This window comes from Nocardioides sp. Soil805 (assembly GCF_001429625.1).
Classification (GTDB): domain Bacteria; phylum Actinomycetota; class Actinomycetes; order Propionibacteriales; family Nocardioidaceae; genus Nocardioides.
This window is the reverse complement of the sequence record NZ_LMSU01000001.1, coordinates 1988849-2004301: the sequence shown is the minus strand read 5'-3', so window position 1 is coordinate 2004301 and position 15453 is coordinate 1988849. Positions and strand designations below refer to the sequence as shown.

General features: G+C 72.2%; 14 protein-coding genes and 1 tRNA gene. 7 read left to right on the top strand and 8 right to left on the bottom strand.

The features are described 5' to 3' along the window. Window positions 1-55 precede the first annotated feature (55 nt). The 6 genes from ASG94_RS09710 to ASG94_RS09685 are packed head-to-tail and all read right to left on the bottom strand — an operon-like array spanning window position 56 to window position 6953. Window positions 56-1579 (bottom strand): serine/threonine protein kinase, encoded by a 1524-nt coding sequence (locus ASG94_RS09710; protein WP_056926042.1) that lies wholly within the window; start codon window positions 1577-1579, stop codon window positions 56-58. Beyond that, window positions 1576-3036, bottom strand: coding sequence for a peptidoglycan D,D-transpeptidase FtsI family protein (locus ASG94_RS09705; RefSeq protein ID WP_056926041.1), 1461 nt, complete (start codon window positions 3034-3036; stop codon window positions 1576-1578). The genes ASG94_RS09710 and ASG94_RS09705 overlap by 4 nt, the downstream gene beginning before the upstream one ends. Before the next feature lie 52 nt (window positions 3037-3088). Next, window positions 3089-4498 carry an FtsW/RodA/SpoVE family cell cycle protein gene (locus ASG94_RS09700; RefSeq protein WP_056926040.1) on the bottom strand — a complete coding sequence of 470 codons (1410 nt, stop codon included), beginning with the start codon at window positions 4496-4498 and terminating at the stop codon, window positions 3089-3091. Continuing rightward, window positions 4498-5772 carry a PP2C family protein-serine/threonine phosphatase gene (locus tag ASG94_RS09695; RefSeq protein ID WP_056926039.1) on the bottom strand — a complete coding sequence of 425 codons (1275 nt, stop codon included), beginning with the start codon at window positions 5770-5772 and terminating at the stop codon, window positions 4498-4500. Before ASG94_RS09695 ends, ASG94_RS09700 begins: the two co-directional genes overlap by 1 nt. Window positions 5773-5785: 13 nt before the next feature. After that, complete coding sequence (locus tag ASG94_RS09690; RefSeq protein WP_056926038.1) at window positions 5786-6256, bottom strand: FHA domain-containing protein FhaB/FipA; 471 nt, start codon at window positions 6254-6256, stop codon at window positions 5786-5788. Window positions 6257-6260: 4 nt separating this feature from the next. Next, window positions 6261-6953, bottom strand: a complete 693-nt coding sequence (locus ASG94_RS09685) for an FhaA domain-containing protein (protein ID WP_056926037.1) — start codon at window positions 6951-6953, stop codon at window positions 6261-6263. Between the two features lie 148 nt (window positions 6954-7101). On the opposite strand from ASG94_RS09685, the gene ASG94_RS09680 reads away from it, so the two are divergent. Both ASG94_RS09680 and ASG94_RS09675 read left to right on the top strand, forming a co-directional pair. Then, window positions 7102-7187: transfer RNA gene (locus tag ASG94_RS09680), tRNA-Leu, on the top strand. A 175-nt stretch (window positions 7188-7362) separates the two neighbouring features. After that, window positions 7363-8283 (top strand): NADP-dependent oxidoreductase, encoded by a 921-nt coding sequence (locus ASG94_RS09675; RefSeq protein WP_056926036.1) that lies wholly within the window; start codon window positions 7363-7365, stop codon window positions 8281-8283. Between the two features lie 120 nt (window positions 8284-8403). On the opposite strand, the gene ASG94_RS09670 is transcribed toward ASG94_RS09675, so the two are convergent. Continuing rightward, window positions 8404-9519, bottom strand: a complete 1116-nt coding sequence (locus tag ASG94_RS09670) for a matrixin family metalloprotease (RefSeq protein ID WP_156411493.1) — start codon at window positions 9517-9519, stop codon at window positions 8404-8406. A gap of 83 nt (window positions 9520-9602) precedes the next feature. Between ASG94_RS09670 and ASG94_RS09665 the strand changes: the two genes are divergently transcribed. From ASG94_RS09665 to ASG94_RS09650, 4 genes are all read left to right on the top strand, one after another. Next, on the top strand, window positions 9603-10094 hold the full coding sequence (locus tag ASG94_RS09665) for a hypothetical protein (RefSeq protein ID WP_056926034.1): 492 nt from the start codon (window positions 9603-9605) through the stop codon (window positions 10092-10094). A 43-nt stretch (window positions 10095-10137) separates the two neighbouring features. Next, complete coding sequence (locus tag ASG94_RS09660) at window positions 10138-10614, top strand: glutathione peroxidase (RefSeq protein WP_056926033.1); 477 nt, start codon at window positions 10138-10140, stop codon at window positions 10612-10614. A 64-nt stretch (window positions 10615-10678) separates the two neighbouring features. After that, window positions 10679-12058: an NAD-dependent malic enzyme gene (locus ASG94_RS09655; RefSeq protein ID WP_056926032.1), complete on the top strand. Its 1380-nt coding sequence runs from the start codon at window positions 10679-10681 to the stop codon at window positions 12056-12058. 73 nt (window positions 12059-12131) lie between these two features. Further along, window positions 12132-12788: a hypothetical protein gene (locus tag ASG94_RS09650; RefSeq protein WP_056926031.1), complete on the top strand. Its 657-nt coding sequence runs from the start codon at window positions 12132-12134 to the stop codon at window positions 12786-12788. Window positions 12789-12809: 21 nt separating this feature from the next. On the opposite strand, the gene ASG94_RS09645 is transcribed toward ASG94_RS09650, so the two are convergent. Then, on the bottom strand, window positions 12810-14876 hold the full coding sequence (locus ASG94_RS09645) for an MMPL family transporter (protein WP_056926030.1): 2067 nt from the start codon (window positions 14874-14876) through the stop codon (window positions 12810-12812). 71 nt (window positions 14877-14947) lie between these two features. On the opposite strand from ASG94_RS09645, the gene ASG94_RS09640 reads away from it, so the two are divergent. Then, window positions 14948-15451, top strand: a complete 504-nt coding sequence (locus tag ASG94_RS09640; protein WP_056926029.1) for a MarR family winged helix-turn-helix transcriptional regulator — start codon at window positions 14948-14950, stop codon at window positions 15449-15451. Window positions 15452-15453: the final 2 nt, after the last annotated feature.

Below are 15453 nucleotides of genomic sequence, written 5' to 3'. Positions count from 1 at the left end.
GCGTGCGTGGTCGTTGTCGGAGTGGTCGTGGTCGGCGTGCGCCTGGTCGGACGCATCAGGTCGGACTGTCCGTGGGCGTGGCCGGCGTGGTGGCCGTCGTCGGCGTCTCCGTGGGGGTCTGGGTCGGGGTCTCGGTGGGGGTCTCGGTCGGCGTCGTCGGGGTCTCGGTCGGGGCCGGCTTGTCCCAGTAGGACACCGTCACCGTGTCACCCTCCTCGAGGGTGCCGGAGGGGTCGACGCCGAGGACGGCGTCCTGGGTCTCGTCCCCGGGGTTGTCGACCTTCTCCTTGCGCACCTTGAGTCCGAGCTCGCGCAGCGCCGCCTCCACCTCCTTGACGTCCCTGCCGAGGTACGCCGCCTCGTCCACCTCGACGGTCGTCGTCTCGGGGGTCTCGGTGGGCGTCTCGGAGGGGGACTCGCTGGGGGTCCGGCTCGGCGTCTGCGACGGGGTCTGCTGGTCGGGGGTGTCGTCGGGGGCAGGGTCGTCCCCGAGGACCTGCAGCGCGACCAGGACGGCCACCGCCAGGGCGAGGGCCAGCAAGGCCCACGGGAGCCAGCGCGGCAGGCCACCCGAGCGGCGGTCGTCGGCGGCGGGTGGGGACACCGGTGGCGCCGCGGGCGTGGGCACGGGGGCCGCCGGGACCGGGGCGATGACCTGCGTGCGGGTCGGGTCGTCGGCGACCGGGGCCGCGACGGGTGCCACGACCGTGGTCGCACCGCTCGCGGCGTCGGCCGAGGGGTTGCGCAGCGCGGCGGCGAAGGCCGCGCCGTCGGCGTACCGCTCGGCGGGGTCCTTGGCCATCGACCGGCGCACGACGGCGGCGAGGTCGCCGGGGACCGGGCCCGGGAGGTCGGGGACCGGGTCGCGCAGGTGGGCGATCGCGGTGGCCACGGGGGTGTCGGCGAGGAACGGCTTGCGGCCGGCCAGGCACTCGAAGGCGACCACGCCGAGGGAGTAGACGTCGGAGGCGCTGGTGGCGCGCTTGCCCTCCGCCTGCTCGGGCGAGATGTAGGCCGGGGTGCCCATCACCTGCCCGGTCTCGGTGAGCGACATCCCCTCGGCGGCGCGGGCGATGCCGAAGTCGGTCACCTTGGTGCGACGGTCCGGGGTCACGATGAGGTTGCCGGGCTTGACGTCGCGGTGCACGATCCCGGCCGCGTGCGCGGCCCCGAGGGCGTCGGCGGCCTGGGAGAGCAGGTCGCGGACCACCTCGGGGTCCATCGGCGCGTCCGGACGCAGCAGGTTGGAGAGCGGCTGGCCCTCGACGAGCTCCATCACCAGGAAGGGCCGCGGCGAGGTCGACCCGTCGGCCGGCGAGGCCTCCCCGAAGTCGAAGACGCCGGCGATGCCGGGGTGGTGGAGCGAGGCGGCGTGCCGGGCCTCGGTCTCGAAGCGGGTGCGGAAGAGCGCGTCGTCGGCGTACTCCGGCTTGAGGACCTTGACGGCCACCGCCCGCGACAGCACGGTGTCGGTGCCGCGCCAGACCTCGCCCATGCCGCCCGTCGCGATCCGGGAGGTGAGCGCGTAGCGGTGCCGGTCGTCCGCGAAGCGGTCCGGCGAGCCTGGGGTCGTCGTCACGGGTTGAGCACCGCCTCCATGACCGCCTTGGCGATCGGTCCGCCGAGCCGGCCGCCCGCGATGTCGCCGGGCGCGGTGTCGCTCGACTGCACCAGCACCGCCACGGCCACCTTCGGGTCGTCCGCCGGGGCGAACGAGGTGAACCAGGCGTACGGCGGGCGGGTGTCGGTGGACTCGGCGGTGCCGGTCTTGCCGGCCACCCGCACACCCGGGATCGCGGCGGCATAGGCGGTCCCGTCGTCGACGGTGGCGACCATCATCTCGGTCAGGTCGTCGGCGGTGCTGGGCGAGACGGCCTCGGACAGCTCCGACTCGGAGGTCTTGTCCAGCAGGGAGAGGTTGGGGGCGCGGACCTCGTCGACGACGTAGGGACGCATCACGACGCCGTCGTTGGCGATGCCGGCCGAGACCATGGCCATCTGCAGGGGCGTGGCGGTGACGCTGGACTGCCCGATGCCCGACAGGGCGGTCTGCGGCTCGTCCATGTCGGGCGGGTAGAGCGAGCGGGCCTGGCCGGGGAGGTCCTCCAGCGAGGTCGAGTTGAAGCCGAACTTCTCCGCCTGCTCGGTCATCGCCTCGATCCCCAGCTCGTCGGCCAGGGACATGAAGGTGACGTTGCAGGACACCTGGAGGGCCTGGGTCAGGGTGATCCGGTTGCCACCGCAGTCGCCGCCGCCCTGGTTGCCCACCTTGGTCGTCGACTGCGGCAGCTGGAACGACGCGCCCCCGGGGACCATCGACTGGGCGTCGTAGTCGCCCGACTCGATGGCCGCCGCGGCGGTCACCAGCTTGAACGTCGAGCCGGGCGGCAGGGTGGTGCCGATGCCGCGGTTGATCAGCGGCTCGGCGGGGTCCTGCTCGAGCGCCTGGTAGGAGTCCTCCACCGACCCGAAGTCGTGCGAGGCCAGCGTGTTGGGGTCGTACGTCGGGTTGGACACCATCGCCAGGATCTTGCCCGTGGCCGGCTCGATGGCCACCACCGCGCCCTGCACGTCCTCGCCCAGCGCCCGCAGGCCCTCGAAGGCGGCGGTCTGGGCCTCGGGGTCGATGGTGAGCTGGACGTTGCCGCCCTGGGGGTCGGTGTTGCTCAGCATGTCGACCAGCCGGGTGACGAACAGGCGCGAGTCCTCGCCGGAGAGCACGTCGTTCTGCGAGCGCTCGATGCCGGACTGGCTGTAGTAGGAGAAGTAGCCGGTCAGCGGGGCGTACTTGAAGGGCTGCGGGTAGGTGCGCTGGAAGTCGTACTGGTCGTCGCTCGGCACGCTGCGCGCGACCGCGTCCTTGCCCACCAGGATCGCGCCGCGCTCGCGGGAGAACGCGGCGGTGATGACGCGGCGGTTCTGCGGGTCGGCGGTGAGCTCGCCGGAGCGGACGTACATGAGGTACGTCGCGTTGAGCATCAGCGCGAGGAACAGGACGAGGCAGAAGAGCGAGATCGTGCGGATCGGCTTGTTCATGATCGGGGCCCCCGCGTCGTCGGGAGCGCAGCGAGGAACGTCGTGGGGTGATTCATCGCAGCTTCACCACCTGGGTCGACTCGCTGTCGGAGCCGGTGTCGGAGTCGTCCGCGCTCAGGCGGGGCACGGGGCGTCGGGCCTGGTCGGAGATGCGCAGCAGGAGCGCGATCACCACCCAGTTGGCCACCAGCGACGAGCCGCCGTAGGACAGGAAGGGCGTGGTCAGGCCGGTGAGCGGGATGAGGCCGGTGACGCCGCCGACGACCACGAAGACCTGGAGGGCGAAGATGCTGCCGAGGCCGACGGCCATCAGCTTGCCGAAGCCGTCGCGGGAGATCAGCGCGATCCGCAGCGCCCGCTCCACGATGAGGCCGTAGCAGACGATGATCGCCATGACGGCGGTCAGGCCGAGCTCCTCGCCGATCGCCGGGACGATGAAGTCGGACTCGGCGTACGGGATCCGGCAGGGTGCTCCGCCGCCGAAGCCGCGACCGATGAGGCCGCCCCAGCCCATGCCGAACAGGCCCTCGACGAGCTGTCCCGAGCCGGGGTTCTGGTCGTAGTAGGCCATCGGGTCGAGCCAGATGTTGACGCGGTTCTGGACGTGGCCGAAGGCGCGCCAGCCCGCGAACGCGCCCACCGCGAACAGCACCGTGCCGACGACCAGCCAGCCGGGCCGCTCGGTGGCGACGTACAGCATGATCAGGAAGATCCCGAAGAACAGCAGCGAGGATCCGAGGTCACGCTGGAAGACCAGGATGAACATGCTGACGGCCCACATGCCCAGGATCGGACCCAGGTCGCGACCACGCGGCAGGTCGATGAACAGCACCCGGCGACCGGCCAGGGCCAGCGCGTCGCGGTGCAGCACGAGGTAGCCGGCGAAGGCGATCACCAGCAGCACCTTGGCGACCTCGCCGGGCTGGAAGCTGAACGGTCCGACCGAGATCCAGATCTTGGCGCCGTTGACGGTGTTGCCGACGATCGGGACCATCGGCAGGAGCAGCAGCACGATCGCGGCCAGCCCGGTCGTGTACGTGAGCCGCTGCAGCAGCCGGTGGTCGCGCAGCAGCCCGAGGGTGGCGACGAAGAGCACCACGCCCAGCGTCATCCAGATGAGCTGCTGGCGGGCGAAGTCCCCGTTGTCGACGCACTGGCTGGTGTTGTCGAGGTCGAGGCGGTGGATGACGGCGAGGCCGAGGCCGTTGAGCGCCGCCACGAGCGGCAGCAGGACGGGATCGGCGTACGGCGCGAAGATCCGGATGGCCACGTGGGCCACGACGATGAGCGCGGTGAGCCACCCGCCGTACCCGACGATGTCGGCGGGGATGGTGCCCTCCATGCCGAGCCCGACCGCGGCGTAGGCGCCGATGCCGACGGCGAGGGCCAGCAGCAGCAGGAAGAGCTCCGCGCCCCGGCGGCGCCGGTGCACGAACCCCATCAGGGTGTGGTCCTGGCTCATCAGCCGGCGTCCTGGGTGGGCACGTCCTGACGGGCGGCGTAGGCGTCGACGGTGTTGCGCGCCTCCTCGAGGTCGCTGGCCTCGATGCCCTGGGACACCGTCTCGGCGTCGATCTCGCTGAGGTTGGCGACGTCCACGTCGGTCACCTCGTAGGGGTGCGAGATGTCCACGCCGGGGATCTCGGCGTTGAGGCCGCGGAAGATCGTCACCTTGTCGTCGGAGACCCCGACGTAGAACTGCTGCTGGCTCCACGACCAGGCCGCGGCCAGGGCCACCCACACGATGCCGAGCAGGACCGCGACCGCGAGCAGCCGCTTGAGCCAGGTGAACCGCGCCGGCGGGCGCGGCGCGTAGCGCTGGGCCTCGACGTCGATCGGGTCGGAGGGGAAGGCGTGCACGTCCGAGGGCAGCCCGTCGGGCACCGGGTCGATCTCGCCGGTGTCGCCGGAGCGGTGGCCGCGGAAGAGCCCACGACCGGCCACGCCGCCCGAGGCCTTGCGGGGCAGGTCGGCGGCGGCACCCACGAGCAGCGGCTCGAGGTCGGCCTCGGGCTCGGTGTCGATCACGTCGGCGACCACGCAGGTCACGTTGTCGCTGCTGCCGGCCTCGAGGCTGGCGCGCACGAGCTCCACGGCGGCGAAGTCGGGGGTGCCGGAGGCGAGGATGTCGGCCATCCGGGCGTCGTCGAGGGTGCCGCAGGCGCCGTCGCTGCACAAGAAGATGCGGTCCCCGACCTCGAGCGGCACCTCGAAGAGGTCGGGCTCCTCGTGCCGGATGCCGTCGAGGGCCTTGAGGATGAGGTTGCGGTTGGGGTGCACCCGCGACTCCTCCTCGGTGATCCGGCCCTCGTCGACGAGGCTCTGCACGAAGGTGTGGTCGTGGGTCAGCCGGCGCAGCTCGCCGCCGCGGAAGAGGTAGCCCCGGCTGTCCCCGAGGTGACCGACGCCGATCTTGGCGCCGTCGAAGAGCGCCACCGTGGCGGTGGTGCTGGTGCCGTTGAGGTCGGGGTCCTCCTCGACGAGCTCGCCGATCCGGTCGTCGGCGCGGTGGATCGCGCCGGCCACGAGGGCGAGCAGGTCGTCGGCGGGCTCCACGTCGAGCTTGCGCAGCTGCTGCACGGCCGTGCTGCTGGCCAGGTCGCCGCGCGCGGCACCGCCCACGCCGTCGCACACCGTGAGCAGCCAGGGACCGGCGTACCCGGAGTCCTGGTTGTCGCGGCGCACGCGTCCGACGTCGGAGATGGCGGAGTACGCCAGGCGTAGCGGTCCGGTCATGGAGGGCCGACCCCTACTTCCGCAGCTCGAGGATGGTCTTGCCGATGCGCACCTGGATGCCCAGCCCGATCGTGGTGGGCTGGGTGATGCGCACCGAGCCGACGTACGTGCCGTTGGTGGAGCCCAGGTCCTCGACGAACCAGTCGTCGCCGCTGGCGGCCACGCGGGCGTGCCGGGTGGAGACGTAGTCGTCGTCGAGCCGGATGGCCGCGTCGTTGCCCCGTCCGATGAGCAGCGGGGCGTCGTCGAGCTCGGCGCGGGCGCCGGTGTTGTCGCCCTCGACCACGATCAGGTGGGTGGGCGAGCCGCGGCGCCGCGACGGCGGCTTGGACTTGGAGCGCGCGGGAGCGGACCCGCCGCGGGCCGTCTCGGGCACCCGGGCGCCGAACATGTCGGAGCGGATCACCGAGATGGCCGAGAGCACGAAGATCCACAGGATCGCGAGGTAGGCGAAGCGGATGAGGAACAAGGTGAGCTCGGACATGTCCTCAGCCCTCCTCGGTGATGCGCACGGTCATGGTGGTGTGGCCGATCTTGACCTCGGTGCCGTCGCGCAGGCCCGCCCGACCGACCTTGGTGCCGTCGACCAGCATGCCGTTGGTCGAGCCGAGGTCGACCACCTCGAGGTCGTCGCCGTGCACGGTGAACTCGATGTGGCGCCGGCTGACGCCCGGGTCGTTGATCCGCAGGTCCGCCTCGGTGCCGCGACCGACGACGAGGCCGGGCGCGCGCAGCGGGTGGCGGGTGCCGTTGACCTCGAGCACCGCGCGGGCCGCACGGGTGCGGGTGCGCTGGTCGTTGTCGGTCACGCTGGCCTCGGCCCGGCTGAGGATCCGGAAGCGGCCGGTGGTCAGGTCGTCGGCGGCCTCGAAGTCGACCTGCACCGGACCGGTGAAGACGTAGCCCTGCGTGTCGGCGTGGTCCTTGAGCTGGTCGACGAGCTCGCGCTCCATGGCGTCGTCGTAGCCCTGCAGGCGCTCGAGGTCGACCGCGGCGAGCAGCACGAGGAAGCGGTTGGGCACCAGGCGCCGGTCGCGGCTCATGATCTGCGCGTTGTTGTCGCACTCGCGCTGGAGGGCGGCGGCGATCTCGACGGGCTGCACCGCGCTGCGGAAGGCGCGGGCGAACACCCCGGAGATGGCTTGCTCGAGCTTGCGCTCGAAGCGCTGCAGTGCGTTCACGTCGTGCGCCTCCTCTCGACGGCCGTCGGGTCTGGCCGATCGTACTGTCCGGGGACCCCCGCTCCGGGCACCACCGCTGTCGGGCAACGACCCGGGACCGCGATTGTGACGGCTCCGAGAGCGTGGGATAACGTTGCCCTCGCTCCACGCGCGAGTGGCGGAACGGCAGACGCGCTGCGTTCAGGTCGCAGTGTCCGAAAGGGCGTGGGGGTTCAAATCCCCCCTCGCGCACCACCATCGAAGGCCCCGGGTCACCCCGGGGCCTTCGTGCGTCACGGACCCTCGAGCGTTCGGGCCCGTGCGTCGGTGGCGACGACGGGGAGCGAGGCGGCGGTCACGTCCGTACCGGGAAGCCCGCGGTCGGTGCCGGTTGTTGTGGCCTCGTCCCCCCACGAGAAGGAGCACCACCATGCGCGCCGTCGTCTACCCGTCGTACAGCCAGGACCTCGCCACCCTCGAGGTGCGCGACGTGGATGCCCCCAAGACCGGCCCGGGGGCCGTCCTCGTCGAGGTCCGCGCCGCGGGCGTGAACCCCGTCGACTGGAAGGTCATGGCCGGCGGCCTGGACGGCCTGATGGACACCGTCTTCCCGGCGATCCCCGGCTGGGACGTCGCCGGCACCGTGGTCGCGGTCGGGCCCGACACCCCGGACTTCGCGGTCGGTGACGAGGTGATGGCCTACGCCCGCAAGGACACCGTGCACGGCGGCACCTTCGCCGAGCAGGTCGCCGTGCCCGCGTGGTCGGTGGCCCGCAAGCCGGCCTCCCTCACCTGGGAGCAGGCCGGCGGCCTGCCGCTCGCCGGCGGCACCGCGCTGCGCACCCTCGACGTGCTCGAGGTGAGCGAGGGCGACACGGTCCTGGTCCACGCGGCCGCGGGCGGCGTCGGCAGCCTCGCGGTCCAGGTCGCCGTCGCCCGGGGCGCCCGCGTGATCGGGACGGCGTCGGAGGCCAACCACGACTTCCTACGCGGCCTGGGCGCCGAGCCGGTGGCGTACGGCGACGGGGTGGTCGAGCGGGTCCGGGCCCTGGCTCCGGAGGGCGTCGACGCGGTCGCCGACTTCGTGGGCGGCCAGCTGGAGACCACGCTGGCGGTCCTCGCGGAGGGCGGTCGGCACGCCTCCGTGGCGGACGGCTCCGTGGAGGAGCACGGCGGCCACGCGGTCTGGGTGCGCCCGCTCGGCACCGAGACCGCCCGCCTGGCGGAGCTGGCGGACGCCGGCCGGCTCACCGTGGAGGTCGCCCGGACCTTCGGGCTCGGCGGGGTCGGCGAGGCGTTCGCCCTCAGCCAGCAGGGTCACACGAGGGGCAAGATCGTCATCGTGCCCTGACGCCCAGTGCCCTGACCCTTGGTGTCCGGAGACCACAGTGGCGGCGGACGGCGCCGGGACCCGAGCATCCCGTGCTGTCCGCCGCCACGGTGGCGACGCTGGTCGGTGAAGGACCAGGGATCAGTGCTCCTCGACGAGGTCGATGACCTCGCGACCGGGCGACACGATGCCCGGCGTGAGGACCGGAGCGCCCGGGCGCGCCTGGTAGCGGCCGCGGTACTTGGTCAGGCAGCCCTTGGCGGCACCGAGCGACCGGAGCCCGGCGAGGTCGCCGGCCTCGTAGTGGGCGAAGTAGCCGCCCGCGTTGGGCGAGCGGTTGCCCGGGTGCATGACCTGGATGTCGTCGGCGTAGTGGTCGAGGCCGAAGGCGTGCCCGAGCTCGTGGATGAGCACGAGGCCCATCGACTCGTGGTTCGGGTCGTCCATCGTCATCGGGTACTCGCCGCCGTACGTCATGTTCATCGTCAGGCCCGGCTTCTTGATCTGCCAGGTCGGCTTCTTGCTCCTCTTGAACTGCGCGATCGGGGAGCGACCGGTGCCGCCGATGCCGACGGCGCCGACGAGGCCCGGGTCGAGGTCCTGGCTGGACCAGGCGATGACGAGGTCGGTGCCCTTGGGGTTCTTGTCGCCGCGGATCGGGACGGCGGTCGTGGTGCCGACGTACTTGGACCTGAAGCCGGTGGCGCGCTCGAGCAGCTCCATCGCGGTCTGGCTGAGCGGCAGGGCGGCCTCACCGGCGACGCCGGGATTGACGCGGTACTTGATGGTCTCGCAGGGGTTCCAGCGGAAGGTCAGGCCCTGCCCGGAGAAGGGGAGGTACGCCGAGGTGGCGCCGCGCGGGGTCCACGGCACGGACACCGTGAACTTCTTGGCCTTGAACGCCTTGGCGCGGAACCGCTTCTTCTGGGGCACCAGCACGCGCAGCTTGTGGGCGCCGTACCAGTCGAAGGAGCCGGTGAAGCGGTACTTGCCCTTGCGCTTGGTGCGGGTCTTGTCGATGGTGTGCCAGCCGTCGGCCCACTTGACCTGCAGCGCCACCGTGCGGCGCTTGGGGCCGGAGGCCTTGCCCTTGATGGCGTAGCCGGAGGTGCCGGCGACCCAGGCGGTGGTGCCGTAGGACACCTTGCCCTTGGTGCGCTTGCCGGCGGCGGTGGCGGGCGAGGCGGCGAAGCTGGTCAGGACCAGGGCGAGCACGGCGACGAGCGCCACGCCTCCCAGGCGGGATCGGTGCGTCATGGGGTCCCCTCGTGGTGTGCGGATCAGGAGCCTCGTTCCACCGGGCGGGGGCCGGCAAACCCCCGACACCGATACTGGTCCACATGTCTGGTCCGAGGTCCCTGCTGGCGGACCCGCGACGCGCCAAGAACCTGGCGGTGCTCGTCTTCGTCGTGGTCCTGGTCAACGCGCCCCTCGTGCTCTCGACCTGGACCGACCTCCGGGTCCAGAGCGCCGGGACCGACGTGCGTGCCGAGGTCACCGCGGCCCGCAACCTGGGCACCGACGCCGAGCCGCGCTGGTGGCTGAGCTACCGGTTCCCCGAGGACGTGGACCCCGAGCAGGGCACCTGGGCGGCCGAGGTCGACCGCACCACCTGGACGCGTGCCGAGGAGAGCGGGGAGGTGACCGTCCGCGTCCTGGAGGGGTCGCCGTCGCGGCACACGGTGTCGGGCGAGGTGCGCAGCTGGGCCGGGCTGTGGTCCACCCTGGTCGCGGACGGGATCCTGGCCGCCGTGCTGGCGCTGGTCTGGCGGGCTCGCGTGCTCCGGCGCCGGGACGAGGAGCCGGATCCCGGCCCCCCGGCCGGGCCGTGAGCACGCGACCCATCCGATCCCTCCACCACTCCGAAGGACGAGCATGACCTCCCTGGGCGACTTCAAGGCCACCAGCATCGACGGCACCGAGACCGACCTCGCGTCGTACGAAGGTCGGGTGGTGCTCGTCGTCAACACCGCGTCGCAGTGCGGGTTCACCCCGCAGTACCAGGGCCTGCAGGCCCTGCAGGACGAGTACGGCGAGCGCGGCTTCACCGTACTCGGCTTCCCGTGCGACCAGTTCGGCGGCCAGGAGCCGGGCACGGACGACGAGATCGCGTCGTTCTGCGAGCGCAACTTCGGCGTCGACTTCCCGCTGTTCGCCAAGGTCGACGTCAACGGGGACGGGGCGCACCCGCTGTTCGCCTGGCTGCGCAAGGAGAAGTCGGGCCTGCTGGGCGGCAAGATCAAGTGGAACTTCACGAAGTTCCTCATCGGCCGCGACGGCGCCGTCATCGACCGCTTCGGTCCGACCACCAAGCCGGAGAAGATCACCACCGACATCGAGCGGGCCCTCTGAGGCGTCCGTCTCATGATTCGCAGGTGACTTGCCCGTAACCTCCGGGCCGGGGGAGGGTCAGGCCATGGCCGCCACCGCTTCGTCGTACTCGATCACCATGCGGTTGCACACCGCACCGGACCACGGCGTCGTGGGAACCGTCGCCACCACCATCGCCGAGGGTGGCGGCATCGTCACCGCCATCGATGTCACCGAGTCCCGCCACGACCGGCTCGTGGTGGACGTGACCTGCTCGGCGGCCGACGAGGCCCACTCCAAGGAGCTCGTGCGGGCCGTCGAGGAGCTCGAGGGCGTCGTGGTCCACAAGGTCAGCGACCGCACCTTCCTGCTGCACATCGGCGGCAAGATCTCGGTCGAGTCCAAGGTGCCGCTGCGCACCCGTGACGACCTGTCGATGGCCTACACGCCGGGCGTGGGCCGGGTCAGCATGGCCATCCACGACAACCCCGCCGACGTGCGCCGCCTGACCATCAAGGGCAACTCGGTCGCCGTGGTCACCGACGGGTCCGCCGTCCTCGGCCTGGGCAACATCGGCCCGGGCGCCGCGCTGCCGGTGATGGAGGGCAAGGCCGCGCTGTTCAAGCGCTTCGCCGACATCGACGCGTGGCCGATCTGCCTGGCCACCCAGGACACCGACGAGATCGTCCGGGCCGTCGAGATGATCGCGCCTGGCTTCGGCGGCATCAACCTCGAGGACATCGCGGCCCCGCGCTGCTTCGAGATCGAGCGCCGGCTGCGCGAGTCGCTCGACATCCCCGTCTTCCACGACGACCAGCACGGCACCGCGATCGTGGTCCTCGCCGCGCTCACCAACGCGCTGCGCTGCGTGAAGAAGTCCCTCGGCGAGGTGCGCATCGTGGTCTCCGGCGCCGGCGCGGCCGGCACCGCGATCGTGACCCTGCTGCTCGCCGCCGGTGCCGGCGACGTCGTCGTGGTGGACCGCGAGGGCGCGCTGTCCGCCGACGACGAGGGCCTCTCGCCCGCCCACCGCACGCTCGCGGGTCAGACCAACCCGCGCCGGGCCACCGGCAGCCTGCACGAGGTGCTCGTCGACGCCGACGTGTTCATCGGCGTCAGCGCCCCGGGGATCCTGGCGCCGGAGTGGATCGACGACATGGCCGACGACGCGATCGTCTTCGCGCTCGCCAACCCCGACCCCGAGGTGGACCCCGCGGAGGCCGGCAAGCGCGCCGCCGTGGTGGCCAGCGGTCGCTCGGACTACCCCAACCAGATCAACAACGTGCTCGCGTTCCCGGGTGTCTTCCGCGGGCTGCTCGACGCCCGCGCCGAGGACGTCACCATCGAGATGCTGCTGCGCGCCGCCGAGGCCATCGCCCTGGTGGTCACCGACGAGGAGCTCAACCCCTCCTTCATCATCCCCAGCGTCTTCCACCCCGACGTGGCCAAGAAGGTCGCCGCCGCGATCAGCCACCAGGAGTCCTGACGCCTCCTGGCCCGGTCGTTCACTAGGGTGTCCGGACCGGCGGCCGACCGGCCGTCGTCAACGGGAGGACGACATGAGCAACGACGGCACGAGCACGCCCGGTGGGGACCCCTACGGCCGGCCCGACCCGGCACAGCCGGACCAGGCACAGCCGGGCTACGGACAGCCCGACTACGGACAGGCGGCCTACGGACAGCCCGACTACGGCCGGTCGCCGTACGGCGAGCAGCCCGGCCAGTCGCCGTACGGCGCGCCGCCCGTCCCGACCGAGCCGCCGGCGCCGCTGCGCACGGCCGTGCTCCTGATGCGGGTGGGGGCATTGCTCTCGCTGCTGAGCCTGTTGAGCACGTTCTTGTTCCGTGACCAGATCCGCGACCAGGTCGAGCAGACGCTCGAGGACCAGGGCAGCGCGATCACCGCCGACGCGGTGGACACCGCGGTGGCCATCGGCACGGCGTTCGCCGTGGTCGTGGGGCTCGTCGGCGTGGCGCTGTGGCTGTGGATGGCGTGGGCCAACGGCCGCGGCAAGAGCTGGGCGCGGATCGTGGCGACCGTGCTGTTCGCGCTGTCGGCGATCTCGTTCCTGTTCTCGTTCTCCCAGCCCCAGCCGGTGCTGTCCACGGTGCTCGGGCTGGTCAACCTGGTCCTCGGCGCCGCGATCGTCGTCCTGCTGTGGAAGCGTGAGTCGAGCGACTACTACGCCGCGGTGTCGGGCCAGCGCCGCCGCTGACCCGACACATCGCAGGAGTCGTCAGGCGCTGACCTTGCGCGGCCACCAGAAGCGGTCGCCCAGGGTCAGCGCCAGCGCGGGCACCAGCACGGTGCGCACGACGAGGGTGTCGAGCAGGACGCCGATGCAGATCACCGTGCCCAGCTGGGCCAGCACGACCAGCGGCAGCACGCCGAGCACGGCGAAGACCGCGGCCAGCAGGATGCCCGCGCTGGTGATGACCCCTCCGGTCGCGGTCAGCGCGCGCAGCATCCCCTGGCGCGAGCCGTGCTCGGCGGCCTCCTCGCGGGCCCGGGTCACCAGGAAGATGTTGTAGTCGACGCCGAGGGCCACGAGGAACAGGAACGCGAGCAGCGGCACTCCCGAGTCGAGGGCCTCGAAGCCCAGCGGCCCGGTGAACAGCCACCACGACACGCCCATGCTCGCGGCGTACGTCGCCAGCACGGTCGCGACGAGGAGCAGCGGCGCGACCACGGCTCGCAGCAGGACGAACAGCGCACCGAGGACCAGGGCCAGGATGAGCGGCAGGATCAGCAGCCGGTCCCGCTGGGCGCTCTCGCCCTGGTCGATGGCGGTGGCCTCGGTGCCGGTGACGTGGGTGTCGTCGAAGGGCTCGACCGCGTCGCGGATCGCCGTGATCGTGTCGCGGGACTCGTCGCTGCCGGGCGCGCCGTCGAGGACGGCGTCGATCTGCGTGATGCCGTCGCCCTGCTGGCTGATCATCGCGGAGCCGACCCCGTCGACGCCCTGGACCGTGGTCAGCACCCGGTCGGCGTCGTCGCGGGTGAGGACCTGGGCCGGGTCGGAGACCCCGGCGGGGAACGACTCGGCGAGACGGTTGGAGGCGGAGATGGCCTCCGGCTCCACGAGGAACTGGTCGGCCTGGTCGAGGCCGGTGTCGATGCGGAAGACACCGATCGCCATCACCGCGAGCAGCACCAGCGTGCCGGTGACGAACGCCGCCGGCCGCTTCGCGACGCGGGCGCCGACCTTGTGCCACAGGGAGTCGGTCTCGACCAGCGCCGGGTCGCCGACGTGGGGGACCCGCGGCCAGAAGACCCAGCGCCCGAAGACGACGAGAGCCGCCGGCAGCACGAGCAGCACGAAGGTCGCCGCGACCACCACGCCGATGGCGCAGGCCAGGCCCAGCCCTCGGGTCGTCGGGACCACCGACAGCAGCAGGGTGAGGAGCCCGAGCACCACGGTGGTGGCACTGGAGAGCACGGCCTCGGCGGTCCGGCGTACGGCGACGGACATCGCGACGTACCGGGACTCGTGGGCCTTCAGCTCGTCGCGGTAGCGCGAGATCAGCAGCAGGGCGTAGTCGGTGCCGGCGCCGAAGACGAGCACCGAGAGGATCCCGACCGTCGACTCGTCCCAGGCGACGTCGAGCACGGCCATCACCTGGGTCGCCAGCACGGCGGCGAGCCGGTCGGCGGTACCCACGACGATGAGCGGGATGAGCCACAGGATCGGGCTGCGGTAGGTGATGAGGAGCAGCAGGGCGACCACGCCCGCGGTGACGAGGAGCAGGTTGGTGTCGGCTCCCTGGAAGACGGCGGCGAGGTCCGCCTCCACGGCGGCGGGCCCGGTGACCTGGCTGGTGACGCCGTCGGGCCGGTCGGCCTCGAGGCCGTCGCGCAGCTCGGCGACCTGGTCGGCGTTCTCGGTGGCCGACGTCGACTCCACGGGCACGACGGCGATGGCGGCGGTGCCGTCCTCCGCGACGGTCACGGGACCCGTCGGACCGGCGGGCACGGCGCCGAGCTCCTCGGCCTGACGTCCGAGCTCGGCCACCACGTCACGACCGAGCTCGCCCTCGTCGCTGGTCCACAGGACCACGGCCACCGACGCGTCGTCGTCGGGCAGCGCGTCGCGCAGCGCGGTGCCCTGGGTGCTGTCGTATCCCTCCGGCAGGGCGTCGAGGCTGGTCCGCTCGCGCGTCCCCTCGCCGAGCCCGACGATGAGCCCCACGGCGAGCAGCAGCGGGATCAGCGCCACGAGCCAGGCGGTGCGGCGACGGAGGAGGGGGGAGATCCGGTGCTCGCCCGCGTCGGTGCGCTCGCGTGGAAGGGTGGGGGTGGCCATGGACGATCTCCTCGCTGGTGGTGCCGTGGAATAATCGTTCAGAACCTTAGTCGCTAAGTAGGTGAAACAAAATGCTGGACCCCCGCACGGAGGTCGACCCGGCGCCGCCGGACGCGCCGGCGAGCGCCTTCGCCGACGCCTGGCAGCAGACCGGGAGCCTCGACGCGTTGCGCGAGTTCGCCGACGCGGCGGCCCGGATGCGACCGATCGTCGCCCGCCAGGCCGGTCTCAGCGAGTCGGAGCTGTCCGCCCTCGAGCACCTGGTGCGCGAGCCGCTCGGCCCAGCCGAGCTCTCTCGGCTCCTCGAGGTCAGCACCGCCGCCGGCACCGGCATCGTCGATCGCCTCGCCAGCCACGGCCACGTGACCCGCGAGCCGCACGCCGGGGACCGTCGTCGTACCCGCGTCATGGTGACCGCGTCCGGGCGCGAGGAGGTCCTGATGCGGCTGATGCCGATGTTCACCTCGCTGCAGCGCCTCGACGCCTCCTTCACCGACGACGAGCGCGCGGTCGTCGAGCGCTACCTGCGCGGGGCCCGCGAGGCCTTCCGGGCGGTCACCGCCCCGCCCGCCTGACG

Bases quoted from the DNA above. Each gene is read 5' to 3' on its own strand.
- ASG94_RS09700 (WP_056926040.1), bottom strand. From the start codon at position 4,498: ATGAGCCAGGACCACACCCTGATGGGGTTCGTGCACCGGCGCCGCCGG.
- ASG94_RS09660 (WP_056926033.1), top strand. From the start codon at position 10,138: ATGACCTCCCTGGGCGACTTCAAGGCCACCAGCATCGACGGCACCGAG.
- ASG94_RS09665 (WP_056926034.1), top strand. From the start codon at position 9,603: ATGTCTGGTCCGAGGTCCCTGCTGGCGGACCCGCGACGCGCCAAGAAC.
- ASG94_RS09650 (WP_056926031.1), top strand. From the start codon at position 12,132: ATGAGCAACGACGGCACGAGCACGCCCGGTGGGGACCCCTACGGCCGG.
- ASG94_RS09690 (WP_056926038.1), bottom strand. From the start codon at position 6,256: ATGTCCGAGCTCACCTTGTTCCTCATCCGCTTCGCCTACCTCGCGATC.
- ASG94_RS09670 (WP_156411493.1), bottom strand. From the start codon at position 9,519: ATGACGCACCGATCCCGCCTGGGAGGCGTGGCGCTCGTCGCCGTGCTC.
- ASG94_RS09655 (WP_056926032.1), top strand. From the start codon at position 10,679: ATGGCCGCCACCGCTTCGTCGTACTCGATCACCATGCGGTTGCACACC.
- ASG94_RS09705 (WP_056926041.1), bottom strand. From the start codon at position 3,036: ATGAACAAGCCGATCCGCACGATCTCGCTCTTCTGCCTCGTCCTGTTC.
- ASG94_RS09645 (WP_056926030.1), bottom strand. From the start codon at position 14,876: ATGGCCACCCCCACCCTTCCACGCGAGCGCACCGACGCGGGCGAGCAC.
- ASG94_RS09675 (WP_056926036.1), top strand. From the start codon at position 7,363: ATGCGCGCCGTCGTCTACCCGTCGTACAGCCAGGACCTCGCCACCCTC.
- ASG94_RS09695 (WP_056926039.1), bottom strand. From the start codon at position 5,772: ATGACCGGACCGCTACGCCTGGCGTACTCCGCCATCTCCGACGTCGGA.
- ASG94_RS09640 (WP_056926029.1), top strand. From the start codon at position 14,948: ATGCTGGACCCCCGCACGGAGGTCGACCCGGCGCCGCCGGACGCGCCG.